A 22,591-nucleotide genomic window follows, 5' to 3' on the forward strand; every position below is an offset into this window, starting at 1 on the left:
GCCGCTACGGAACGTGAACCGCCGCGCCGTTCCTGACCGGACGCGTGTGGATCTTCGCGAGACAGGCCGGGATCGGGGCGCCCGCCTCGTGGCAACGGGCCCGGTAGGCGCTCGGGCTCTCGCCGACGAGCTCGGTGAAGCGCGTGCTGAACGAGCCCAGGGACGTACAGCCCACGGCGAAGCAGACCTCCGTGACGCTCAGGTCGCCGCGGCGCAGGAGCGCCTTCGCCCGCTCGACGCGACGGGTCATCAGATAGCTGTACGGCGTCTCCCCGAAGGCGGCACGGAAGCTGCGGGAGAAGTGCCCGGCCGACATGAGGGCGATGCGCGCGAGGGCCGGAACGTCCAGCGGCTGGGCGTAGTCGCGGTCCATCGCGTCGCGTGCGCGGCGCAGGCGCACCAGGTCTTCGAGCGTCACATCAACCAGCATCGCAGACGGGTATGACAGCGGCGGCCGGGGGAAGAAGGCCTAGCCCGGGGCCGGGGACGCTGACGGGCGGCGGGGCGCGGACGACAACAGCGGGGCGGCGGGGGCGCGGCGGAGCCCGGGGGTGACCGCCTCGGCCGGGAAGCGCTCTGCGATTCTTACGCCGTGCCGCAGCCCGAGTCCGTCGTGCCCGACGCCCCCGCCCTCATACGCGACCCGCTCCTCACCCAGGAGTGGCTCGACCTCGCCTTCGTCCACTGGGCCGTCGCCCCGGACGTCGTGGCCCCGCTCCTGCCGAGCGGAACCGTGCCGGACACCCACGACGGGGTCACGTACGTGGGGCTCGTCGCCTTCCGCATGCACAAGGTCGGGTGGCTGCGGCTTCCGGGGATCCCGTACCTGGGCTCCTTCCCGGAGACCAACGTGCGCCTGTACTCGGTCGACGAGCACGGGCGGCGTGGTGTCGTCTTCCGGTCGATGGACGCGTCACGGCTGATTCCGGTGGTGATGGGGCGCCTCGGCTTCCAGCTGCCGTACCTGTGGTCCCGGATGAGCGTCCGCACCGAGGGCGACACGGTCGACTACGTGAGCTCCCGCCGTTGGCCGGGCCCGCGCGGGGCGTACAGCCGGCTCCGGGTGGAGCGGGGCGAGCGCATCGAGGAGCCCACCGAGCTCGAGCACTTCCTGACCGCCCGCTGGGGCCTGCACAACGCGTTCTTCGGCGCGTCGGCGTATCTGCCCAACCACCATCCGCGCTGGCCGCTCTACCGGGCCGAGCTGCTCTCCTGCGAGGAGAACCTGCTCGCCGCGGCCGGGCTCCCGACCCCCAGCGAGGCGCCGGTCAGCGTCCTGTACTCGCCCGGGGTCCCGGTCCGCCTCGGCCGGCCGTCCCGGTCCGCCCCGACCGTGCCCCACCCCCGCAGGCCACCGCGCTAGGCGCTGTCACATCGCCCTCCAGGGACGCGTCATCGCTTCGAAGGACGATGCGGAGGAGTGAGGGCCCCATGAACGGCGACACGTTTCTGGCCGGGCAGTTCGACCTGCACCACGAGCGGCTGTCGGCGCTCGCCCGGCGACTGCTGGGCTCGCGGCGCGAGGCCGAGGAGGCGCTGGGCGCGGCCAGGGCCGCGGCCGGGCGCTGCGGGATCGACTCCTGGCTGACGGCGGTGGTCGCGCGGGTGGGCGTGGAGCGGCTGCGGACCCGGGCGGCGGGCCTCCCGTACGAGCCGTCGATGCCCGAGCCGGAGACGGTGGCCCTCGCGGACGGGACGGGGCTCGCGCTCTTCGTGGCCCTGGACTCCCTCGCCCCCGACGAGCGGCTCGCCCTCGTCCTGTACGACCTGTTCGCCCTGCCGCTGCCCGAGGTCGCCCGCCTCACCGGCCGTACGACGACAGAGGCGGCGCGCCTCGTCCGGGGCGCCCGGCGGCGCGTCCGGGGTGGCCCCGCGGAAAACGGCATGCGCCCTGTCAGGGGCCTCCGTTAGCCTCGTACGCATGTCTACGCCCCGAGTTTCCTAGCTCAAGGACCCGCTTCCACGCCACCCGTGTGTCCTTCTGCTTTCTCGGAGCGTTACCCCATGATCACCGTTCGTGCCGCCGACGTGCGCGCCGGCGCCCGGCTCCTGCTGTCCGACCTCTCCTTCCACGTCGCCCCCGGCGACCGGATCGGCCTCGTCGGTCGCAACGGAGCGGGAAAGACCACCCTGCTCGACACCCTGGCCGGGCTGCGCCCGCCGGCCGCCGGGACCGTCACCCGTACCGGCGAGGTCAGCCATCTCGCGCAGGATTCCCGCGCCGCCGACCCCACCGTCTCCGTCACCGACCGCATCCTCTCCGCGCGCGGCCTCGACCGGGCCATGCGCGCCCTGCACACGGCCGCCGGCGCCCTCGGCGAGGCCCCCGACGAGCGGCGCATGGCCGCGTACGCCCGCGCCGAGGCGGAGTTCGAGGCCCGGGGCGGGTACGCCGCCGAGGCCGAGGCCGCCCGGGTCGCGGCCGGCCTCGGGCTGCCCGCCGACGTCATGGACCGGGCGGTCGGCACGCTCTCCGGCGGCCAGAAGCGCCGGGTCGAGCTGGCCAGGATCCTGTTCGCCGGGCACGGCCGCGAGGGCACGCTGCTGCTCGACGAGCCCACCAACCACCTCGACGCCGACTCGATCGGCTGGCTGCGCGGCTTCCTCGCCGCCCACCAGGGCGGACTCGTGCTGATCAGCCACGACGTGACGCTCCTCGCCGACACGGTCAACCGGGTCTTCCACCTCGATCCGGCGCGCGCCACGATCGACGTGCACAACACCGGCTGGGCGCGGTACCTCGCCCAGCGGGACGCCGACCAGCGCCGCCGGACCCGGGAGCGCGCCAACGCCGAACGCAAGGCGGCCTCGCTGCACGCCCAGGCGGACAAGATGAAGGCCCGCTCCGCGACGGCGACGACGGCCCGGAGCATGGCGCGCCGCGCCGACCGGCTGCTCGACGGGCTCGACCCCGTACGGCAGGCCGAGCGCGTCGCGCGGATCCGGCTGCCCGAGCCCGCTCCCTGCGGCCGGACGCCACTGGGCGCGGTGTCGCTCACCAAGTCCTACGGGGGCGGTCGACCGGTCATCGACGGCGTCGACCTCGCCGTGGACCGGGGCAGCCGGCTCGTCGTGCTCGGGCTCAACGGCGCGGGCAAGACGACCCTGCTGCGGCTGCTCGCGGGGGTCGAGGTGCCCGACTCGGGGCGGGTGGTGCGCGGGCACGGGCTGCGGATCGGGTACTTCGCGCAGGAGCACGAGACGCTCGACCGCGGTCGCACGGTCCGCGCCAACCTGGCGGCCGCGGCGCCCCATCTGACGGACGGTGAGGTACGGCGGGTCCTCGGGGCGTTCCTCTTCCGCGGCGACGACGCCGACAAGCCGGCCGGGGTGCTGTCAGGCGGCGAGAAGACGCGGCTCGCGCTGGCCGGTCTGGTCCACTCGGGCGCCAACGTCCTGCTGCTCGACGAGCCCACGAACAACCTGGACCCCGCCTCCCGCGACGAGGTCCTGGCCGCCGTCGGCACGTACCCGGGCGCGATCGTGATGGTCACGCACGACGAGGGGGCGATCGACGCGCTGCGTCCCGACCGGGTGCTGCTGCTCCCGGACGGCGACGAGGACCTGTGGAGCGAGGAGTACGCGGAGCTGGTCGCGCTGGCCTGAGGTCAGCTGGCCCGACCCGTCCGCTTCACCGCCCGCAGGACCACGAACTTCGGGTCGCTCGCGACCAGTTCGCAGGAGCCGAAGATCCGGCGCAGCGTGACGTGGTAGCCGAGGTGACGGTTGCCGACCACCCACAGCTCGCCGCCCGGCCGCAGGACGCGCCGCGCGTCGGTGAACATCCGGCGGGCGGTGCGGTCGGTGGTGGCCTGGTGGCTGTGGAAGGGCGGGTTGTTCAGGACGAGGTCGACCGACTCGGCGCCGAGCTCGGCCGTCCCGTCGCCGACCACGAACTCGGCGGTGCGGCCGGGGGCCGCGTGGGTGCGGAAGTTCTCCTCGGCCGAGGCGACGGCCTGGTACGACTCGTCGGCGAAGACCAGCTCCGCCTCGGGCTCGGCGAGCGCGACGGCCAGGCCGACGACCCCGTTCCCGCAGCCCAGGTCCACGACCCGGGCGCGGCCGAGGTCGTTCGGCAGGTGCTTCAGGAAGAAGCGGGTGCCGATGTCGAGGCGGTCCGCGCAGAAGACGCCGGCCTGGTTGACGACGGTCCGCCCGGCGACGGTACCGGCGTCGCCGGGGAGGTCGTAGCGGTACGGCCAGGGGTTCGCGGCCCGGTCCCGCGCAGGGTCGAGGGTGCAGAGGATCAGCCGGGCCTTCTTGACGGCGAGCGAGGTGCGCGTGGGGCCCAGGATCGATTCGAAGAGCTGGAGCGTGGAGGTGTGGATCTCCTTGACCATGCCGGTCCCGACGACCACCGTGCCCTCGTGCAGGGCGGGTGCGAGGCGGTGCAGCTGGTCCTCCAGGAGCGCGAGGCTCTTGGGGACGCGGACGAGCAGCACGTCGATCCGTTCGGGCGGCGCGTCCTGGGTGGTGAGGAGCCGTACCGCGTCCAGGGCGGCGCCCGAGCGGGCCAGGTTCTCGGTGGTCGCCCGGCGGCCGAGGTAGGAGTCGGAGATCTGCGCGAGCGCGCCGGGGCGGCGAGCCGCGAGCGCCGTCGTGAGGGCGCCCCAGCGGTCGCCGACGACGGCGACCGTGCCGGACAGATCGGTGTCCGACTCGGCGAGGTGGCTCAGCAGGTACTCGTCGGACGCGTCCCAGGCACGGAGCTGGTCGCGCGGGTCCTCGGGGAAGCGGGTGAGCGGGAACTCGCCCCATGACGTGGTCAAACGGTTCATCGTGCTCTCAGGCTAGCCGCTCGCCGCGCCCCACCCGGCCGGGCTGCCCGCCTTCAGCCCACCGCCGCCTGGAGGTGGAGGTGCCAGAGCCCCGGCCGTCCGGTGAGGGTGACCGTGGACAGCGGGCGGACGTCCACGTTCCAGAAGGTGGCGGGCGGCGCCTTCAGCGCGTACACGAGGGCGGCCCGGACGACGGAGGGTTCGGCGACGGCGACGATGGAGCCGTCGTCGGCGGGGCGGGTGTCGAGCCAGCTCCCTATCCGCGCGATGAAGGCGAGCAGGGTCTCGCCGCCGTGCGGGGCGATGCGCGGGTCGGTGAGCCAGGCGTCGACGGCGGCGGGTTCGAGCGCCGCGACCTCCGCGAGGGTCAGTCCGCGCCAGCGGCCCATGTCGCACTCGCGCAGGGCGGGCTGGGCGAGCGGGGCGTAGCCGAGCGCGGTGCCGGTGGCCCTGGAGCGGGGCGTCGGGGAGCAGTAGCGCAGCTCGGCCGCGCCGAGCGGGACCAAGGAGTGCGCGGCGAGCTGTACCTCGTACCAGCCGGCCTCGTCGAGCGGCCGGTCGTCGTCGAACCGCTCGGCGAGCAGGGAGGAGCTGCGCGCCGCTGCGACGAGCGTGACCCGTAGACCCATGGGCGCGATCGTGAGGCCGGACGCCTTGCAGGTCAAGAGGGCATATGCGCGGGCTCAGGTCACGACCGAGGGCGGATCGGGGGCGGTTGCTGTCCGGCAAGCGTCCCCTTGTCCGGAATCGTCAAGGGATCGAATCCGGCCTTCCCACACACACCACGCGCATCGTCCGTGGCCGGAAGAGCCCCAGGAAACCCGGTCGGCGGTGTCAGTCGGTGAGCTCGTCGACGGCCGTCCGCAGCCGGCGCACCCCCTCGGCGATCTCGGCGGGCCCGGCCACGCCCGCGAAGCTGAGGCGGACGTGCCCGGCGGGCGGTTCGGCGCTGAAGTACGGGCGGCCGGCGGCGACGGCGACCCCGGCCCGCAGCGCGCCCGCGACGAGCGCGGCCTCGGGCAGGGTGTCGGGCAGCCGGAGCCAGAGCTGGTAGCCGCCGACCGGGATGTGCGGCAGGGCCAGTTCGGGCAGGTGCCGCGCGAGGGCGCCGGCCATGGCGGCCCTGAGCTCCCTCAACTCCCGGGATACGGACCGCAGATGGCGGCCCCAGGCGGGCGAGCCGACGAGTTCCAGGGCGGTCTCCTGGAGGGGGCGCGGGACGAAGAAGCTGTCGACGACCTGGATGGCGCGGAGCCGTTCCAGGACGGGGCCGCGCGCGGCGAGGGCGCCGACGCGCAGGCTGGGCGAGGTCGGCTTGGTCAGCGAGCGGATGTGGACGACGACGCCGTCGGGGTCCTCGGCGGCCAGGGGTACGGGGAGCGGTCCGGCGTCCTCGTGGACGAGCAGGCGGGCGAAGTCGTCCTCGACGACGAAGGCCCCGGCGGCCCGCGCGATCCGGACGACGGCGCGCCGCCGCTCGGCGTCGAGGACGGCGCCGGTCGGGTTCTGGAAGAGCGGCTGGCAGACGAAGACCCGGGCGCCGGTGGCCCGGAAGGCGGCTTCGAGCAGCTCGGGGCGGACCCCGTCGGCGTCGGCCGGTACGGGTACGGGGCGCAGGCCGGCCGCGCGGGCGACGGCGAGCATGCCCGGGTAGGTGGGCGACTCGACGAGGACGGGGGTGCCGGGCGGGGCGAGGGCCCGCAGGGCGGTGGCGATCGCGGGCTGTCCGCCGGCGGTGACGATCACGTCGGCGGCTGTGACCGTGCCGCCGATCTCGCGGGCGAACCACGCGCGGAGTTCGGGCAGGCCGTCGGTGGGCGGCCGCCCCCAGGCGCCGGGGCGGCGGCCCGCACGGGCGAGGGCGGCGGCCATGGCCCTCTCCGGCTGGAGCGAGGGGTGCAGATAGCCGCCGTTGAACTCGACGACCCCGGCCGGCGGCGCCGACAGGGTCGCGAGGACTCCGGACGCGTCGACGCTGCGCGGGACCAGCTCGGTCGCGGCGTCGGCGCTCAGCGTGACCTCCTGCCAGGAGGTGTCGCCGGCGACGGCCGTCCGCTCGCGCGGCTCCGCGCGGTACGCCCCGGCTCCCGGCCGGGTGACGACGAGGCCCTCGGCGGCGAGCTGGGCGAGGGCGCGGGTGACCGTCACCGGGGAGACGCGGTACCGCTCGACGAGGGCGCGACTGGACGGCAGCTTCCCGCCGGGTGAGTAGCGGTTCAGCTCCGCTCTCAGGGATGTGGCCAGGTCACCGACGCTGCTACGCTCGTGCATGACAGCACAGGATAGCGCTACTACGACTTCGACGATAGCGGTCGGCTCCACCGGGACCGCCCCGACGGCGCCCTCCCCGCGGTCCCGCGGCACGCTCCTCGCCGGCCTGGGCGTGGTCTCGTTCTCGCTCACCTTCCCGTCCACCGCCTGGGGCCTGGAGAGCTTCGGCCCCTGGTCCCTGGTCGCCGTGCGCTCGACGCTCGCCGCGCTCATCGCGGGCGCCTTCCTGCTGGCGATGAGGGTCCCGCTGCCCGAGCGCCGGCACTGGGCGGGCCTCGCCGTCGTCGCGGGCGGAGTCGTGACGGGCTTCCCGCTCCTGACGACCCTCGCCCTGCGGACCTCGACCACCTCGCACGCCGCCGTCGTGGTGGGCCTGCTGCCGCTGACCACGGCGGCCTTCGCCGCGATCCGCACCGGCCGCCGCCCCTCCCGCCGGTTCTGGTTCGCGGCCGTCGCCGGCGCCGTGGTCATCCTCGCCTTCACGCTCCAGCAGAGCGGCGGAGCCCTCTCGACCGGCGACCTGTACCTGTTCGGCGCGCTGCTCGTCTGCGCGGCCGGCTACACCGAGGGCGGGCGGCTGGCGGGGCTCATGCCGGGCTGGCAGGTCGTCGGCTGGGCCCTGGTCCTCTGCCTGCCGTTCATGGTCGTCGGCGCGGCCGTCGCCCTCTCGTTCGAACCCGTCCACCTGAACACCCACGGTGTCGTCGGCCTGGTGTGGGTCGCGGCCGGCTCCACCTTCTTCGGCCTGTACGTCTGGTACCGGGGCATGGCGGCCATCGGCATCCCCAGGGCCAGCCAGCTCCAGCTCGCCCAGCCGCTGCTGACCCTGGTCTGGTCGGTGACCCTGCTCGGGGAGTCGCTCTCGCCCGCCGCACCCCTCGCGGCCTGCGCCGTCCTCGTCTGCATCGCGGTGACCCAGCGCGCGAAAAGCTGACGGGCCGCGGACTGGACGCGCGCCCGGGGGTGACGCGGGTCACAATGGCGGACATAGACTCGGATCGAGGACAAGCACGGCCGCGAGGAGGTCACCCCGATGGAAGCGAGCGTGGGCGACAAACTGCTGGTGCACGGCCGGACCGTCGGTCAGCACGACCGTACGGCCGAGGTCCTTCAGGTGCTCGGCGAGAACGGCAATCCCCCGTACCGCGTCAAGTTCGACGACGACGGCCACGAGGCCCTGATGGCTCCGGGCCCCGACACCGTCGTACGCCACCACGAGAAGTCGTGACCAGAAGCCGTATCCGGAAGTCGTAACGAGCAGTCTTCAGTCGGACCGGACCGAGGTCGGGTAGTGATCGGCCACCACGGCCGCCATCGCCCCGATCCGGTCCTTGCCGACCTCCGTCGCCGCGAAGAAGCAGTGCCCGCCGACCCCCGGGTACCGCGCGGCGAGGGTCAGATGGCGGGAGAGTTCCCTCTTGTCCTGCCAGGCGGCGGGCTGGGCGGGGTCGCCGGCCTTGTAGAGCGCCTCGCCGATGAAGAGCCGGACGCCGGTGTCCCGTACCACCGCCTCCCACCAGGGCACGAGCTGGGCGTAGTCGGCGTTGGCGTTGCCGATGTGCCAGTACAGCTGCGGGACGACGTAGTCGATCCAGCCCTCCTTGATCCACTTCCTGGTGTCCGCGTGCAGATCGTCGTAGCTCTCCACGCCCAACTCGGTGTTCGACCCCAGGGGGTCGCTGGTGGCGTGGCGCCAGATCCCGAAGGGGCTGATGCCGAAGGCGACCTGGGGCGCGAGCTGCTTGATGCGGGCGGAGGCCTCGGAGACGAGCAGGTCGACGTTGTTCCGCCGCCAGGCGGCCCGGTTCGCGAAGCCCCCGCCGTACCGCGCGTAGGCCTCGTCGTCGTCGAAGGCCTCCCCTGCCACCGGGTACGGATAGAAGTAGTCGTCCCAGTGGACGGCGTCGATCTCGTAGCGGCCGAGGACGTCGAGCATCGCGTCCTGGACGAAGCCGCGCACCTCGGGCAGCCCGGGGTTGTAGTGCAGCTTCCCGCCGTAAGGAACGATCCACTCCGGGTGACGTCGGGCCGGATGGTCCGCCGCGAGCCGGCTCGGGTCCGTGTGGTTCGCCACACGGTACGGGTTGAACCAGGCGTGCAGCTCCAGACCGCGCGCGTGGGCCTCCTCGACGGCCGTCCCGAGCGGGTCCCAGCCCGGGTCACGCCCCTGGACCCCGGTCAGGCACTCCGCCCACGGCTCGTGCGGCGAGGGCCACAGGGCGTCGGCGGTCGGCCGGACCTGGAGGACGACGGCGTTCAGCCGGCGGGCGACGGCCCGGTCGAGGTGGGCGAGGAGTTCGGCCCGCTGCGCCTGGGCCGAGAGGCCTGGGAGGGAGGGCCAGTCGCGGTTGAAGACGGTGGCGATCCACATGCCGCGGAAGGCGTTCGCCGCCCGCCGCTTCGGCTCCGCCGGCACGGTACCCGGATCCGGATCCGCTCCCGCGCTCCCGCCCTCCCGCGCGCTCGCGCCCGTCGTGGCGAGCATCGCGAGGGCCGTGCCCGCCACGAATCCCCTTCTCCCGATCAGACCCATATGTCGACCTTGCCGTCCGTCTTGTGTCGGATACGTCACACCTACAGGCAGAGCATGCCCGACCCGGCCGATCGATCATCGGTTAATGAGCGGTAACGTCGTGGGGTCGAGGCGGACGCACCGGAATCACACGGGGCCCGCCGCCAGTGAACAGCGAAAGGCACGAGGTGACGGACTCCATGGCCGACATTGAGCGCGTCGGAGTGGTGGGCTGCGGCCAGATGGGCGCGGGCATCGCGGAGGTGTGTGCCCGCAGCGGTCTTGAGGTGAAGGTCGCCGAGACCACCGGCGAGGCGCTGGAGATCGGCCGTACGCGGCTCTACAACTCGCTCGCGAAGGCCGCCGAACGCGGCAAGATCAGCGAGGAGGAGCGCGACGCCACGCTGGCGCGCCTCAGCTTCACCACCGACCTGGGCGAGTTCGCCGACCGTGACCTCGTGATCGAGGCCGTGGTGGAGAACGAGCAGGTCAAGACCGAGATCTTCAAGGTCCTCGACCAGGTGATGACCCGGGCCGACGCGATCCTGGCCTCGAACACCTCCTCTATCCCGCTGGTCAAGCTGGCGGTGGCCACCTCTCGCCCGGACCAGGTCATCGGCATCCACTTCTTCAACCCGGCGCCGGTGCAGAAGCTGGTGGAGCTCATCCCGGCCCTCACCACCTCCGAGGGCACGATCAGCCGCGCCCAGCTCTTCGCCGAGAAGGTGCTCGGGAAGCACGCGATCCGCGCGCAGGACCGGTCCGGCTTCGTGGTGAACGCGCTGCTCGTCCCGTACCTGCTCTCCGCGATCCGGATGTTCGAGTCGGGCATCGCGAGCCGCGAGGACATCGACAACGGCATGGAGTTCGGCTGCGCCCACCCGATGGGTCCGCTGAAGCTCGCCGACCTGATCGGTCTGGACACGATCGTCTCCATCGCCGACTCGATGTACACCGAGTACAAGGAGCCGCTGTACGCCGCTCCCCCGCTGCTCCAGCGCATGGTGGACGCGGGCCGGCTCGGCCGCAAGACCGGCTCGGGCTTCTACCCGTACTCCTGAGGCCCCATCGACCTCCTGAGCACCACCGACCACCGTTCGGCCCGTACACCCGCACAGGTACGGGCCGTTCGGCTTTCCCGCGCTCTCAGCCGAGCCGCAGGTGATGGAGCATGAGCAGCCCGGCGGCCATGTTGGCGGCCGGGATCTCACCCCGGGAGATCATGTCCGGGATCAGTTTGAGCGGTATCCACTCGCGCCGCGAGGACTCGAAGTCGTCCTCGGGCGGGCCGATGTACGTGGCTTCCTCGGCCCAGTAGAGATGGTGCCGGGCGTCGGTGAGGCCGTTGGAGGGCTCGACGGTGAGGAGATGGCGCAGGGGCCCCGGGCGCCAGCCGGTCTCCTCCTCCATCTCGCGGGCGGCGGCCGTTTCGAGGTCCTCGTCGTCCTCGACGACACCGGCGGCCAGCTCCCAGCCCCAGCTGTCGGTGATGAAGCGGTGCCGCCAGAGCATGAGGACTTCGTTGGCCTCGTTGACGGCGGTCGCGACGGCGACCGGGCGGAGCCGGATCAGATAGTGGGCGAGGTGGCGGCCGTCAGGGAGCTCGACGTCCGCGAGGTTCACCCGGAACCAGCGGTTCTCATAGACAGGTTGTTCGCTCAGTTTCGTCCACTGCACGTTTCTGCCACCTTCCGATTGGTCGGTGGCAATATGGCAGCAGTCCTTGGCTCACAGGGGAACGCGTAGCGCCCCGTCGATGAGTTCGGCCGCCTGCCGCGCGTCCCGGCAGTCGCTCGCCAGCAGATGCTCCCGTACCAGCCGCAGCCGGTCGCGCAGCCGCTGCGACTCCATCCCCCGCGCCCGCTCGGTCATCTCCACCGCCGTCCGCGCGGCCGCGTCGGCCTCCCCCTGCCGCAGCTCGATCTGGCAGAGCATCGCGAGGCGGTGCACGCGGCCCCGGTCGTGCGCCGGGGTCTCCACCGCCGCCCGCGCGTGCTCCCGGGCCGCCGGAAGATCACCCAGACTGAGCAGGGCCTCGGCGACCTGCACGTTGACCAGGCCCGGCTGGACATAGCCGGTCTCGGCGGGCTCGTGCCCGGGCCTGATCCGCTCCGCCTCCGCCTCCGCCCGCCGGATACCGGCCAACGCGGCGGCCCCGTCGCCGAGATGGGCGTACGCCTTCGCCTGCATCGCCGAGAGGTCGGCGGCGAGGGCCGGGGTGATCCGCTCCCCCGCCGAGCGCAGCGCCGCCTCGGCGAACGCGACCGCCTGCCGGTACTCCCCCATGAACAGCGACTGGTTGACGAGCAGCGCGACCACGTACGCGCCGAGGCCCCGGTCCCCGCTCGCCTTCGCGAGCCGCAGCGCCTGGTGGAAGTAGCGCTGGGCGAGGCCGAGGGCGTCGGAGTCGTACGCGCAGATGCCGGCCACGGCCACCAGACCGCCGGTGGCGCGGTGCAGCTGCCGGCCCAGGCTGTCGCCGTACGCGCCGCGCAGCAGCGGGGCGGTCTCGGCGTTGAGGAAGCCGACGATCCGCTGCCGGGTCGCCACGCCGCCGGTCTTGCGGTACATCTGCTCGTAGTGCGCCCGGGCGGCGCCGAGCATGGTGATGTCGGCGGTGGACACCCGGGTCCGGCCGTCGCGGGAGACGTCGGAGTCCTCCGGCGGGTTCTCCCACTCCCAGACCGGCATCACGGCCGGGGTGCCGGTGACCGCCTGCACGCCGAGTATGTGCGGCCGTTGCTGCTCGTCGGAGCGCCACAGGGCGGTGGCCCGCTCGACGAACGCGGAGAGCGGCGAGCCGTGGGCGACTGCGGCGACGCCGCCGGAGACGCCGAGACCGATGTCGTCGAGGGTGACCGCCCGGTGCAGCCTCGCCGCGAGCACCTCGCAGATCAGGTCGGGCACCTGGCCGCGGGGCCGTTGGCCCTTCAGCCAGCGGGCCACCGCGGTGTGTTCGTACCGCAGGGCCAGGCCGCGGTCGCGGCCGGCCCGGTTCACATGGGCGGCCAGGCCTGCGTGCGAGACGCCCGCCTCGTCCAGCAGGGCGTCGAGCAGGGTGTTGGGGTGCATGGGCCGCTCCGACGACTCGGTCCGCCCAGCGTAGTGGTGGGCGGTTTCGCACGGGGTGTGAATGAAGTGCCCGTTCTTCCGGTCCGTGCACTCTGCCGCCGTCCGCTCGGGGCCGGTTGACTGAGCGCCTCGCCGCAAGGCGACCCGGGCCGCCGGGCTCCCCCTCGTACAGTGCGGCGGCCCGCACCGCGCCGCCCGCCCGCCGACCTGCCCGACACTCCCAGGCGGCCGGGCGGCGCCGGCCTCAGGCCCTGTCCGCTCAACAGTGAGGGGAGGGTTCAGGTCGGGTACGGCGCAGCCCGGGTTCGGCGGGCTGCGCCGGAACCCGCATGCGGTCGTTGCGGACGACCAACAGGGCGACGTCGTCGGCGAGTCGGCCCCTGGTGTGCCGCAGCAGCGCGGCGTGCACGCGGTGGACCAGCGCCGCCGGGGAGAGGGGCGTGTCACGGGCGGCCTCGGTCAGGACCGCTTCGAGGCCGAAGAAGCGCCCGGCCCCGTCCCGCGCGTCCTCCGCGCCGTCGGTGTGCAGGAAGAGCGCCTCGCCCGGCTGGAGCCGGCCGCAGGGGTACGGGGTGAGGTCGGCCGGCAGCGGGAACGTGCCGAGCGGGGGCAGCGGGTCGCCGACGGGGACGGGCTCGACGCGGCGGCCGATCCGGTACGGGCCGGGGTGCCCGCAGTTGAGCGCGTACACCTCCCCGTCCTTGCCGATCTCCAGGAGCAGTAAGGTGACGAACTCCTCGGCCGCCGGATGTTCCGGCTCACGTCCGGCGCAGGCCGCCGGGTGCTCCTCCCGCGCCCGCTCGCGCAGATGGCGGGTGAGCGCCCGGTCGAGCCGCCGCAGGACCCCGCCGAGTTCGGGCTCGTCGTGGGCGGCCTCGCGGAAGCTGCCGAGGACCGCGACGACCGCGCCGAGGGCGGCGAGCCCGTGGCCCCGGACGTCTCCGATGACGACCCGCACGCCGTAGGGCGTGGCCACCGCCTCGTAGAGGTCCCCGCCGACGGACGCGCCCCGGGAGGCGGAGAGCTGGCCGGCGGCGACGGAGAGGCCGTCGAGCCGGGGCGGCGGCGGTCGTAGCAGAACGCGTTGGGTGGCGTGGGCGATGGCCCGCACCCGCTCGAGTTCGCGCGAGAGGCCCCGGCGGATGCCGAGGATCAGTCCGGTGCCGACGCTGAAGAAGACCACGCTGGTCGCGATCCGCATGGGAAGCCCCGGTTGCTGCGCCAGTGGACAGCCGAGTTTCCATGTCACGGCCACGGCACCCCAGAGGGTGGGAAGGGCGAGAGGTCCCAGCCTGCGCAGCCGGGAACCATCGGAGAGCGACGTCCTGGTACGGATCATGCACGGCCCTTCCTGAGGCCCTGCAGCGCCCGAAGGCCCTGCGGCACACAGGCCCGCCCCTGTGGCCGCGTCGATTCTCCCGACCTCACGGGGCACCAGGGAACACCGCCCGGACATCTCACCCGAAGGAGTGACCACCCCCACCGCGCCGCCCCACGCCACCCGTCCGCCACCCGCACGGACACCGCCTCTTCGCACGGGGGATCGACCGAAGGGCGAGCGCGGGGTCCGGCCCGCAACACCGGAGAGGCAGGCCGCCCGCAACGCCGGAGGGGCCGGCCCGGGTTCACCGGGCCGGCCCCTCCGGGGAGCGTTCCGCTCAGGCGCCGCGCAGGACGGCGCCCGTGCGGTCGGATGCCAGGGCGACGGCCGCGTCGCGGGCGGCGGTGGCCTCTTCGACCGTGAGGGTGCGGTCCGTGGCGCGGAACTTCAGGGCGTACGCCAGGGACTTCTTGCCCGCGCCGATCTGGTCGCCGGTGTACACGTCGAACAGCCGGATGGCCTCGAGGAGTTCACCGGCACCGTCGCGGAGCGCGGCCTCGACCGTCTCGGTCGGGACCGACGCGTCGACGACCAGGGCGACGTCCTGGGTGGCGACCGGGAAGGAGGAGATGCTCGGGGCCTTCAGGGGGCCCTCGTTCGCCCGCTCCACCAGGTCCAGGTCCAGCTCCATCGCGCAGGTGCGGTCGGGCAGGCCGAGCGCCTTGACGACGCGCGGGTGCAGCTCGCCGCCGTGGCCGACGAGGACCTTCTCGCCGTCGACGACCACGTGGAACGCGGCGCAGCGGCCCGGGTGCCACGGGGCGTGCTGGTCCGAGCTGATGATCAGCTCGACACCGGCCTCCGCGGCCACCGTGCGCGCCGCCTGGATCGCGTCGGCCCAGTCGGCCGGGTAGCCCTTGCCCCACCAGCCGGCCTGCTCGCGGGCGCCCGCGAGGACGACGGCGACGCGGCGCGGCTGAGCCGGAAGCGCGGCGTTGACGCCTCCGATCTCCTCGTCGGTGGGACGGCGGTCGACGGGCAGCCGGACGGCGACCCCCGGCCGGTCGCCCGGCCGGAAGACCAGACCGGTCTCGAAGAGCGCCAGGTCGTGGCTGCCGCGCCCGTTGTTGCGGCGCAGCGCGCCGAGCAGGCCCGGCAGCAGCGTCGTACGGAGCGCGGGCTCCTCGTCGGAGAGCGGGTTGACGAGCGTGACCACGCGGCGACGGGCGTCGTCCGCGTCCAGGCCGAGCTGGTCGAAGACCTGCGCGCCGATGAACGGGTAGTTCAGCGCCTCGACGTAACCGGCGCCGGCCAGCGCGCGGCCGACCCGGCGGTGGACGCGCTGGCTCTCGGTGAGGCCCCGCCCGGCGGGCGGCTTGGGCAGCGTCGAGGGCAGGTTCTCGTACCCCTCGAGCCGGATGACCTCTTCGGCGAGGTCGTTCGGCACCCACAGGTCGGGACGCCACGACGGGACGGTGACGATCAGCTCGTCCTGCCCGTAGACGTCGCAGCCGATCTCCTGGAGGCGGCGGACGACGGTCTCGCGGCCGTAGGCGACGCCCGCGACCTTGTCCGGGTGGTTCGCCGGCATGGTGACCGTACGGGGCGCGGACGGCGCGACGATCTCGGTGACACCGGCCTCGGCCGTGCCGCCCGCGAGCAGCACGAGCAGGTCGACGCAGCGCTGCGCGGCGGCGGAGGCGGCCTGCGGGTCGACGCCCCGCTCGAAGCGCCGGGACGCCTCGGAGGCCAGCTTGTGCCGGCGGGCCGTACGCGCGATCGAGATCGCGTCGAAGTGCGCGGCCTCGATGACGATTTCGGTGGTGCCCGTGACGATGCCCGTCTCGGGGTCGGTCACCGGGTCGGCGATCTCGGTGTGGGCGCCGCCCATCACACCGGCCAGACCGATCGGGCCGGTGTTGTCGGTGATCAGCAGGTCCCCGGAGTCGAGGACGCGCTTGGCACCGTCGAGCGTGGTGATGATCTCTCCGGCGGCGGCACGGCGGACGCCGATGGGGCCGTTGAGCCGGGTGCGGTCGTAGGCGTGCAGCGGCTGACCGAGCTCCAGCATCACGTAGTTGGTGATGTCCACGGCGAGCGAGATCGGGCGCATGCCCGCCTTCTGCAGGCGGCGGCGCATCCAGATCGGGGTGCGCGCCTCGGGCGCGACCCCGACGACGGTGCGCGCGGTGAAGCGGTCGCAGCCGATCGGGTCGATGACCTGGACGGGGTGGCCGTACGAGTTCGGCGCGGGCACGTCGAGCAGCGCCGGGTCGCGCAGCGGCAGGCCGTACGCGATGGCGGTCTCGCGGGCGACACCGCGCATCGAGAGGCAGTAGCCGCGGTCGGGCGTGACGGCGATGTCGAGGACCTCGTCGTACAGCTCCAGGAGCTTGGTCGCGTCGATGCCGATCTCGAGCTCCGGCGGCAGCACGATGATGCCGTGCGTGCCGTCGTCGCCCATGCCGAGCTCGTCGCCCGAGCAGATCATGCCGCGGGAGACCCGGCCGTACGTCTTGCGCTCGGCGATCCGGAAGTCACCGGGGAGCACGGCGCCGGGCAGGGCCACGACGACCTTGTCGCCCTCGGCGAAGTTCCGGGCGCCGCAGATGATCTCCTGGGGCTCGCCGGTGCCGTTGGCCTGGCCGACGTCGACGGTGCAGAAGCGGATGGGCTTCTTGAACTCCGTCAGCTCCTCGATGGTGCGGACCTGGCCGACCACCAGCGGGCCGGTCAGGCCGGCGCCGAGCTGCTCGACGGTCTCGACCTCGAGTCCTGCCGAAATGAGCTTGGCCTGGACGTCGCGTCCGGTCTCCGTCGCCGGCAGGTCGACGTACTCCCGCAGCCAAGAAAGCGGGACCCGCATCAGATCTCCATCCCGAACGGCCGGGTGAACCTGACGTCACCCTCGACCATGTCTCGCATGTCATCGACGTTGTGGCGGAACATCAGCATCCGCTCGATGCCGAACCCGAAGGCGAATCCGCTGTACTTCTCCGGGTCGACACCGCAGGCGACGAGCACCTTGGGGTTGACCATGCCGCAGCCGCCCAGCTCGATCCAGCCCTCGCTGCCGCAGGTGCGGCAGGGGCGGTCGGGGTTGCCGACGGACTCGCCGCGGCAGACGTAGCAGAGCATGTCCATCTCGGCGGACGGCTCGGTGAACGGGAAGAAGTTCGGGCGGAGCCGGGTCTTCATGTCGGGCCCGAAGAGCGCCTGGACCATGTGGTCGAGGGTGCCCTTGAGGTCGGCCATGGTCAGGCCCTCGTCGACGGCGAGCAGCTCGATCTGGTGGAAGACCGGGGTGTGCGTGGCGTCGAGCTCGTCGGTCCGGTAGACCCGGCCGGGGCAGACGACGTAGACCGGGGGCTCCCGGTCGATGAGCGTGCGGGCCTGCACCGGGGAGGTGTGCGTCCGCAGCACGACACCGGACTCGTCGCCGGTGGTGCCCTCGGGGCCCCGGACGAAGAAGGTGTCCTGCATCTGGCGCGCCGGGTGGTCCGGCACGAAGTTCAGGGCGTCGAAGTTGAACCACTCCGCCTCGACCTCGGGGCCCTCGGCGACCTCGTACCCCATGGAGACGAAGACGTCGGCGACCCGCTCCATGAGCGTGGTCAGCGGGTGGCGGGCGCCGGCCGGAACGCGGTCGTACGGCAGGGTGACGTCCACCGCCTCCTCGACCAGGACGCGGGCGTCGCGCTCGTCCTCGAGCTCGGCCTGGCGGGTGGCGAGGGCCTTGGAGACCGCGCCGCGGGCCTGGCCCACGAGCTTGCCGGCCGCGGCCTTGGCCTGCGGCGGCAGCGCGCCGATCTCGCGGTTGGCCAGCGCGAGCGGCGAGGTGCCGCCGGTGTGCGCGACCTTCGCGTGCGCGAGCGCGTCGAGGTCACCCGCGGCGGCGAAGGCGGCGAGCGCCTCGTCCCGCATGCGCTCGATCTCTTCCGGTTTCAAGGCCTCGACCTCAACCGGGTCGTACGACTTATTGGGTGCGGACATCTCTTCCCGTGCTTCCGTTTGGCTGGCTTGGGCGCGGCCCCGCTCGACGTCAAGGGCGCAAACGTGCCAAAGGTCGAGTCTAACGGGGCGCGGGGACGCGAATGAGCCCGTGGGCGGCCCGGGCGGCTGTGGATCTCGTCAGGCGAGATAGGCCGGGGCGCCGACGGGCAGGATAAATCGGAACTCGGCGCCGCCGCGGGGACCGCGTCCGACGGTGATCGTTCCGCCGTGGGCCTCGACGATGCCCTTGACGATGTAGAGGCCGAGTCCGGTGCCACCTCGCTTGCTCCCCCGCCAGAAGCGGGTGAAGACACGGCCCATCGACTCCTCGGGGATGCCGGGGCCTTCGTCGCTCACGGTGACCGCCGTTCCCTTCTCTCCGTCGGGGGTGTCGCAGGTGGGTGCCACCTCGATGGTGACGGTTCCCTCGCCGTGGCGCACCGCATTTTCGAGCAGGTTGCCGAGGACCTGGTCGACCTTGTCGGGGTCGGCCCACAGATCGGGCAGCTGGGGCCGGACGCGGACGAAGAAGCGGTCCGGGGACTGGCCGCCGGTGGTGTGGGCCTGGATGTGCCGGCCGACGGCGGCGGCGATGTCGACGGGCTGGCGGCGCACCTCGAGGCGGCCGGAGTCGATCCGGGAGATGTCGAGGAGCTCGGCGATGAGCCGGGTGACGCGGTTGGCGTCGGCGTCGACGGTCTCCAGCATCAGCCGCTTCTGGTCGTCGGTGAACCGCTCCCACTTGGCGAGGAGGGTCGCGGTGAAGCCCTTGACGGAGGTCAGCGGGGAGCGCAGCTCGTGGGCGACGGTGGCGATGAGTTCGGCGTGGCTGCGTTCGGTACGGCGCCTGGCCTCGGTGCCGCGCAGCGAGACGACGACGCGGCGGACGGGCCCGGTGGGGTGCTCGCGGACGTAGCGGGCGGAGACGAGGACCTCGCGGCCGCCGGGCAGGAGCAGGTTGCGCTCGGGCTGGCCGCGCCGGGTGGCGAGGCCGCCGTACGGGTCGGTGAGGGTCCACCAGCGGCGGCCCTTGAGGTCCTCCAGGGGCAGCGCCTGTTCGAGCGGGAGGCCGAGGGCCTTGCCCGGGGGTACGGAGGTGATGCGGGCGGCGGCGGCGTTGAAGCAGACGACGTGTCCGGTGGCGTCGGCGACGACGAGGCCGTCGGGCAGCTCGTCGGGGTCGATGCCGGGGATGCCCGGCGCCTCGGGCGGGGTCCCGCCCGGGTCCTCCGGGGCATCCGGCGCGGCACTCCGTGCCTGTGCGGGACTGTCCGTGCCGACCGTCATCCCCGTTCCCCACCCCTCCGTGTAGCGCAGTGGGCCCCCGAGTTCGTCACCCTACTAGGTGCGGGTGACGCTTTGGAGCCCCTCAGCGGGAGGTTCGGGGGCGCTGGGCTCGCGCGGAGGCGTAGAGGCACACGGCGGCCGCCGTCGCGAGGTTCAGGCTCTCGGCCTTGCCGTGGATCGGGACGCGCACGACGGCGTCCGCGAGGGCGCGGGTCTCCTCGGGAAGTCCCCAGGCCTCGTTGCCGAAGACCCAGGCGGTGGGCCCGCCCATGGTGCCGGCGTCCAGCTCGTCGTCGAGGTCGTCCTGCCCGGCGCCGTCGGCGGCGAGGATCCGTACGCCCACGCTCTTCAGTCCGGCGACGGCCTGCTCGACCGGGACGCCGACGACGACCGGGAGGTGGAAGAGGGAGCCCACGGAGGCGCGGACGGACTTGGGGTTGTAGAGGTCGACGGAGGCGTCGGTGAGGACGACGGCGTCGGCGCCGGCCGCGTCGGCGCAGCGCAGCACGGTGCCGGCGTTCCCGGGGTCGCGTACGTGGGCGAGGACGGCGACCAGCTTGGGCCGGGCCGCGAGGACCTCCTCGAACGGCGAGTCGAGGAAGCGGCAGACCCCGACGAGCCCCTGCGGGGTGACGGTCTGGGAGACCTCGGCGAGGACGGCGGCGTCGGCGTAGTGGACCCGGGCGCCGGCCGCGCGGGCGGCGTCGACGATCCCGTCGTACCGCTCGGCGGCCTCGACGGTGGTGAAGAGCTCGACGAGGGTGGGCTCACCGGAGCCGCCGCGGTGCCGGACGGCCTCGCGGACGGCCTGCGGGCCCTCGGCGATGAAGAGGCGGTCCTTGCCCCGGAAGTTGCGCTTGGCGAGCCGCCTGGCGGCGACGACACGCGGCGAACGCGGGGAGATCAGCTCAGGGGTACCCATGGGGTCGGTTGGCTCTTTTCGGCGGTCCGGGCGAGGGGGTCAGGGTCCGGGGTGATCGGGGCGCGGGGCCTAGCCGCGGGTCAGGGCCGGGCGTGGCTCCGAACGCCACCGAACGCGACCGGACCCGCAGGCCCGAAGGCCTGCGGGTCCGGTCGGAAGATCTGCGGCCTGGAGATCAGGCAGCGGCCTTCGGGGCGTTGACGTCGGCCGGGAGGGCCTTCTGGGCGACCTCGACGAGCGCGGCGAACGCGTTCGAGTCGTTAACGGCCAGCTCGGCGAGGATCTTGCGGTCCACCTCGATGTTGGCGGCCTTCAGACCCTGGATGAGGCGGTTGTACGTCATGCCGTTCTGGCGGGCAGCGGCGTTGATGCGCTGGATCCACAGCTGACGGAAGTCGCCCTTGCGCTTCTTGCGGTCGTTGTAGTTGTAGACCAGGGAGTGGGTGACCTGCTCCTTGGCCTTGCGGTACAGGCGCGAGCGCTGACCGCGGTAGCCGGAGGCCGCCTCGAGGATCGCCCGGCGCTTCTTGTGGGCGTTGACTGCCCGCTTGACGCGTGCCACTTGTTAACTCCTTGTAGCGGGGTCGTGGTTGGACTCACACGACCCGAAAACGAATTGGTCCCGGACTGGCCGGATGGCCCTCGTCACCGAGGGCACGAGACGATCGGTCAGATGCCCAGCATCTTCTTGATGGTCTTGGTGTCACCCGGGGCCATCTCGGCGTTGCCGGTGAGGCGACGCGTCAGCTTGGACGACTTGTGCTCGAGCAGGTGGCGCTTGCCGGCGCGCTCGCGCAGGATCTTGCCGGAGCCGGTGACCTTGAAGCGCTTCTTGGCACCGGAGTGCGTCTTGTTCTTCGGCATAGCGCCGTTATCTCCTCGTCAGTGGCGCTCCCCCGGTGCGGGCACCGGACAACCAGGAGCGTCATATCTTCGTTTGGTGGTTCCGGGCGGGGCCCGGGGCTGCCTGGGTGGCAGCCCCTCGGGTCACGCCTCGGGGTTCTCGGCCTCGGCGGGAGCCTCGGCCGAAGCGTCCTCGGCCGGAGCCTCGGCGGTCTCGTCGGACGTGCCGCCCTGACGCTCCGCCTTGCGCGCGGCCTGGGCCTCACGCGCCTCGGCCATGGCCTCGGTCTTCTTCTTGTGCGGGCCAAGAACCATGATCATGTTCCGGCCGTCCTGCTTGGGGTTGGACTCGATGAAGCCAAGCTCCTCGACGTCCGAAGCCAGCCGCTGAAGCAGCCGGAAGCCAAGCTCGGGGCGGGACTGCTCGCGACCACGGAACATGATCGTGATCTTGACCTTGTCGCCCTGCTTGAGGAACCGGACGACGTGACCCTTCTTGGTGTCATAGTCGTGCGGGTCGATCTTCGGCCGGAGCTTCATCTCCTTGATGACCGTGTGCGCCTGGTTCTTGCGCGCCTCACGGGCCTTCATGGCCGACTCGTACTTGAACTTCCCGTAGTCCATGAGCTTGCAGACGGGCGGGCGGGCGTTCGCCGCCACCTCGACGAGGTCGAGGTCGTACTCCTGAGCAAGCTCAAGGGCCTTGGCAAGCGGAACAATCCCGACCTGCTCGCCGCTGGGACCGACAAGTCGCACTTCGGGAACGCGAATCCGGTCGTTGATGCGGGGCTCGGCGCTGATGGATCCTCCTCGGTAGCACCACGTGACCGCCTGGCGGACGGACACGTATGTCTGTTTCAGTAGACCTACCGCGCCGGTACATGAAAAACGCCCCGGACGGGACACAGGCGGGGCTCCACGGAAATACCGGAGCACCGCCGCGGTCAACCGCGGGGCGCACATCGGGCGGCTCCATCGTCCGTACGGAACGATGGGCGCCACCTGACCGGTGACCCGCCGCCCGCGAGGGCGGCCAGGTGGGAGATCGGAGCCTCCACTTGTGGGCCGGGCACATAGGTGTCCGGCCGGTCGTTACACCAGGTTAGCAGGACCCGTCCCGGTACGCGAACGGGGACGGCGGCGCCGGGCGGGCGGCCCGGTCCGCTTATCGTGTGGGGCATGAGCGAGACGCCCCAGAACGAGTCCCCCGACTTCGACGACATGACCCGTGACATCGCGGAGGTCCCCGCGGTGGAGGTCATCGTGACCGTCGCGGTGAACCTGATGAGCGCCGCCGCGGTGAAGCTCGGTCTCACCGAGGACGGTGAGAAGCACAAGGACCTCGACGAGGCCCGCAAGCTGGTCCACGCCCTGGCCGGCCTCCTCGACGCCGGTGCGACGGAGATCAGCTCCTTCCACGCGGCGCCGCTGCGGGACGGCCTGAAGTCCCTGCAGCTGGCCTTCCGCGAGGCGTCGCTCGTCCCGGACGAGCCGGGCCAGGGTCCGGGCGAGAAGTACACGGGGCCGGTGTACGGGTAGGACCGGCCGAGGGTACGGGGGTCGTCCCCCGTACCCCTCGTCAGTTCCGTACG

General features: G+C 72.8%; 22 protein-coding genes. 7 read left to right on the forward strand and 15 right to left on the reverse strand.

Features of this window, described 5'->3' with window-relative positions; all coding sequences use genetic code 11:
* Window positions 1–4: 4 nt before the first annotated feature.
* Window positions 5–418 (reverse strand): helix-turn-helix transcriptional regulator, encoded by a 414-nt coding sequence (locus ACWCO8_RS20815; protein ID WP_362004610.1) that lies wholly within the window; start codon window positions 416–418, stop codon window positions 5–7.
* A 174-nt stretch (window positions 419–592) separates the two neighbouring features.
* Here ACWCO8_RS20815 and ACWCO8_RS20820 point away from each other — a divergent pair, with 174 nt between their 5' ends.
* The 3 genes from ACWCO8_RS20820 to ACWCO8_RS20830 all read left to right on the forward strand — a co-directional run bounded on the left by ACWCO8_RS20820 (window position 593) and on the right by ACWCO8_RS20830 (window position 3,606).
* Window positions 593–1,363, forward strand: coding sequence for a YqjF family protein (locus tag ACWCO8_RS20820; RefSeq protein WP_451033463.1), 771 nt, complete (start codon window positions 593–595; stop codon window positions 1,361–1,363).
* 68 nt (window positions 1,364–1,431) lie between these two features.
* Window positions 1,432–1,911, forward strand: coding sequence for a hypothetical protein (locus tag ACWCO8_RS20825; RefSeq protein ID WP_451033464.1), 480 nt, complete (start codon window positions 1,432–1,434; stop codon window positions 1,909–1,911).
* Window positions 1,912–2,004: 93 nt separating this feature from the next.
* Window positions 2,005–3,606 (forward strand): ABC-F family ATP-binding cassette domain-containing protein, encoded by a 1,602-nt coding sequence (locus ACWCO8_RS20830; RefSeq protein ID WP_451033465.1) that lies wholly within the window; start codon window positions 2,005–2,007, stop codon window positions 3,604–3,606.
* Between the two features lie 2 nt (window positions 3,607–3,608).
* Here the strand turns inward: ACWCO8_RS20830 and ACWCO8_RS20835 are convergent, their stop codons facing one another.
* The 3 genes from ACWCO8_RS20835 to ACWCO8_RS20845 form a co-directional block, all read right to left on the reverse strand.
* A complete protein-coding gene (locus ACWCO8_RS20835) occupies window positions 3,609–4,778 on the reverse strand; it encodes a methyltransferase (RefSeq protein WP_451033466.1) in 1,170 nt (389 codons plus the stop codon).
* A gap of 53 nt (window positions 4,779–4,831) precedes the next feature.
* Complete coding sequence (locus ACWCO8_RS20840; protein WP_362004597.1) at window positions 4,832–5,407, reverse strand: histidine phosphatase family protein; 576 nt, start codon at window positions 5,405–5,407, stop codon at window positions 4,832–4,834.
* 205 nt (window positions 5,408–5,612) lie between these two features.
* Window positions 5,613–7,049, reverse strand: a complete 1,437-nt coding sequence (locus tag ACWCO8_RS20845; protein ID WP_451033467.1) for an aminotransferase-like domain-containing protein — start codon at window positions 7,047–7,049, stop codon at window positions 5,613–5,615.
* On the opposite strand from ACWCO8_RS20845, the gene ACWCO8_RS20850 reads away from it, so the two are divergent.
* Both ACWCO8_RS20850 and ACWCO8_RS20855 read left to right on the forward strand, forming a co-directional pair.
* Complete coding sequence (locus ACWCO8_RS20850; protein WP_451033468.1) at window positions 7,048–7,983, forward strand: DMT family transporter; 936 nt, start codon at window positions 7,048–7,050, stop codon at window positions 7,981–7,983. The two genes, ACWCO8_RS20845 and ACWCO8_RS20850, sit on opposite strands and share 2 nt — an antisense overlap.
* Window positions 7,984–8,082: 99 nt before the next feature.
* Complete coding sequence (locus ACWCO8_RS20855) at window positions 8,083–8,277, forward strand: DUF1918 domain-containing protein (RefSeq protein ID WP_362004589.1); 195 nt, start codon at window positions 8,083–8,085, stop codon at window positions 8,275–8,277.
* Between the two features lie 36 nt (window positions 8,278–8,313).
* On the opposite strand, the gene ACWCO8_RS20860 is transcribed toward ACWCO8_RS20855, so the two are convergent.
* Complete coding sequence (locus ACWCO8_RS20860) at window positions 8,314–9,582, reverse strand: glycoside hydrolase family 10 protein (RefSeq protein WP_451033469.1); 1,269 nt, start codon at window positions 9,580–9,582, stop codon at window positions 8,314–8,316.
* 179 nt (window positions 9,583–9,761) lie between these two features.
* On the opposite strand from ACWCO8_RS20860, the gene ACWCO8_RS20865 reads away from it, so the two are divergent.
* Window positions 9,762–10,622: a 3-hydroxybutyryl-CoA dehydrogenase gene (locus ACWCO8_RS20865; RefSeq protein ID WP_362004583.1), complete on the forward strand. Its 861-nt coding sequence runs from the start codon at window positions 9,762–9,764 to the stop codon at window positions 10,620–10,622.
* Window positions 10,623–10,707: 85 nt separating this feature from the next.
* Here ACWCO8_RS20865 and ACWCO8_RS20870 read toward each other — a convergent pair whose 3' ends face one another.
* The 10 genes from ACWCO8_RS20870 to infC form a co-directional block, all read right to left on the reverse strand.
* Window positions 10,708–11,238 (reverse strand): NUDIX hydrolase, encoded by a 531-nt coding sequence (locus ACWCO8_RS20870; RefSeq protein WP_362004580.1) that lies wholly within the window; start codon window positions 11,236–11,238, stop codon window positions 10,708–10,710.
* Window positions 11,239–11,289: 51 nt separating this feature from the next.
* Complete coding sequence (locus ACWCO8_RS20875; protein ID WP_451033470.1) at window positions 11,290–12,633, reverse strand: transcriptional regulator; 1,344 nt, start codon at window positions 12,631–12,633, stop codon at window positions 11,290–11,292.
* A gap of 259 nt (window positions 12,634–12,892) precedes the next feature.
* Window positions 12,893–13,972 carry a PP2C family protein-serine/threonine phosphatase gene (locus ACWCO8_RS20880; protein WP_451033471.1) on the reverse strand — a complete coding sequence of 360 codons (1,080 nt, stop codon included), beginning with the start codon at window positions 13,970–13,972 and terminating at the stop codon, window positions 12,893–12,895.
* A 319-nt stretch (window positions 13,973–14,291) separates the two neighbouring features.
* The gene (gene pheT / locus ACWCO8_RS20885; RefSeq protein WP_451033472.1) at window positions 14,292–16,820 is read right to left on the reverse strand and encodes a phenylalanine--tRNA ligase subunit beta; all 2,529 of its coding nucleotides are present in this window, start codon (window positions 16,818–16,820) and stop codon (window positions 14,292–14,294) included.
* Window positions 16,820–17,947: a phenylalanine--tRNA ligase subunit alpha gene (gene pheS, locus ACWCO8_RS20890; protein ID WP_362004569.1), complete on the reverse strand. Its 1,128-nt coding sequence runs from the start codon at window positions 17,945–17,947 to the stop codon at window positions 16,820–16,822. Before pheS ends, pheT begins: the two co-directional genes overlap by 1 nt.
* Before the next feature lie 138 nt (window positions 17,948–18,085).
* Window positions 18,086–19,234 (reverse strand): sensor histidine kinase, encoded by a 1,149-nt coding sequence (locus ACWCO8_RS20895; RefSeq protein ID WP_362004567.1) that lies wholly within the window; start codon window positions 19,232–19,234, stop codon window positions 18,086–18,088.
* Window positions 19,235–19,316: 82 nt separating this feature from the next.
* A complete protein-coding gene (locus ACWCO8_RS20900) occupies window positions 19,317–20,156 on the reverse strand; it encodes a TrmH family RNA methyltransferase (protein ID WP_451033473.1) in 840 nt (279 codons plus the stop codon).
* Window positions 20,157–20,331: 175 nt separating this feature from the next.
* Window positions 20,332–20,718, reverse strand: a complete 387-nt coding sequence (gene rplT / locus ACWCO8_RS20905; RefSeq protein ID WP_043227974.1) for a 50S ribosomal protein L20 — start codon at window positions 20,716–20,718, stop codon at window positions 20,332–20,334.
* Window positions 20,719–20,825: 107 nt separating this feature from the next.
* Window positions 20,826–21,020: a 50S ribosomal protein L35 gene (gene rpmI, locus ACWCO8_RS20910; RefSeq protein WP_329122635.1), complete on the reverse strand. Its 195-nt coding sequence runs from the start codon at window positions 21,018–21,020 to the stop codon at window positions 20,826–20,828.
* A gap of 123 nt (window positions 21,021–21,143) precedes the next feature.
* Window positions 21,144–21,845 carry a translation initiation factor IF-3 gene (gene infC / locus ACWCO8_RS20915; RefSeq protein ID WP_362005106.1) on the reverse strand — a complete coding sequence of 234 codons (702 nt, stop codon included), beginning with the start codon at window positions 21,843–21,845 and terminating at the stop codon, window positions 21,144–21,146.
* 333 nt (window positions 21,846–22,178) lie between these two features.
* On the opposite strand from infC, the gene ACWCO8_RS20920 reads away from it, so the two are divergent.
* Complete coding sequence (locus tag ACWCO8_RS20920) at window positions 22,179–22,538, forward strand: DUF1844 domain-containing protein (protein WP_362004561.1); 360 nt, start codon at window positions 22,179–22,181, stop codon at window positions 22,536–22,538.
* Window positions 22,539–22,591: the final 53 nt, after the last annotated feature.

The sequence above is a fragment of the Streptomyces sp. NPDC001927 genome, from assembly GCF_053594455.1.

Excerpts from the sequence above, each read along its gene's own strand:
- rpmI (WP_329122635.1), bottom strand. The coding sequence starts at position 21,020 with ATGCCGAAGAACAAGACGCACTCCGGTGCCAAGAAGCGCTTCAAGGTC.
- pheS (WP_362004569.1), bottom strand. The coding sequence starts at position 17,947 with ATGTCCGCACCCAATAAGTCGTACGACCCGGTTGAGGTCGAGGCCTTG.
- ACWCO8_RS20900 (WP_451033473.1), bottom strand. The coding sequence starts at position 20,156 with ATGGGTACCCCTGAGCTGATCTCCCCGCGTTCGCCGCGTGTCGTCGCC.
- ACWCO8_RS20855 (WP_362004589.1), top strand. The coding sequence starts at position 8,083 with ATGGAAGCGAGCGTGGGCGACAAACTGCTGGTGCACGGCCGGACCGTC.
- ACWCO8_RS20875 (WP_451033470.1), bottom strand. The coding sequence starts at position 12,633 with ATGCACCCCAACACCCTGCTCGACGCCCTGCTGGACGAGGCGGGCGTC.
- ACWCO8_RS20880 (WP_451033471.1), bottom strand. The coding sequence starts at position 13,972 with ATGATCCGTACCAGGACGTCGCTCTCCGATGGTTCCCGGCTGCGCAGG.
- ACWCO8_RS20835 (WP_451033466.1), bottom strand. The coding sequence starts at position 4,778 with ATGAACCGTTTGACCACGTCATGGGGCGAGTTCCCGCTCACCCGCTTC.
- ACWCO8_RS20845 (WP_451033467.1), bottom strand. The coding sequence starts at position 7,049 with ATGCACGAGCGTAGCAGCGTCGGTGACCTGGCCACATCCCTGAGAGCG.
- ACWCO8_RS20920 (WP_362004561.1), top strand. The coding sequence starts at position 22,179 with ATGAGCGAGACGCCCCAGAACGAGTCCCCCGACTTCGACGACATGACC.
- ACWCO8_RS20860 (WP_451033469.1), bottom strand. The coding sequence starts at position 9,582 with ATGGGTCTGATCGGGAGAAGGGGATTCGTGGCGGGCACGGCCCTCGCG.
- ACWCO8_RS20840 (WP_362004597.1), bottom strand. The coding sequence starts at position 5,407 with ATGGGTCTACGGGTCACGCTCGTCGCAGCGGCGCGCAGCTCCTCCCTG.
- ACWCO8_RS20825 (WP_451033464.1), top strand. The coding sequence starts at position 1,432 with ATGAACGGCGACACGTTTCTGGCCGGGCAGTTCGACCTGCACCACGAG.
- ACWCO8_RS20865 (WP_362004583.1), top strand. The coding sequence starts at position 9,762 with ATGGCCGACATTGAGCGCGTCGGAGTGGTGGGCTGCGGCCAGATGGGC.
- ACWCO8_RS20850 (WP_451033468.1), top strand. The coding sequence starts at position 7,048 with ATGACAGCACAGGATAGCGCTACTACGACTTCGACGATAGCGGTCGGC.
- pheT (WP_451033472.1), bottom strand. The coding sequence starts at position 16,820 with ATGCGGGTCCCGCTTTCTTGGCTGCGGGAGTACGTCGACCTGCCGGCG.
- ACWCO8_RS20830 (WP_451033465.1), top strand. The coding sequence starts at position 2,005 with ATGATCACCGTTCGTGCCGCCGACGTGCGCGCCGGCGCCCGGCTCCTG.
- ACWCO8_RS20895 (WP_362004567.1), bottom strand. The coding sequence starts at position 19,234 with ATGACGGTCGGCACGGACAGTCCCGCACAGGCACGGAGTGCCGCGCCG.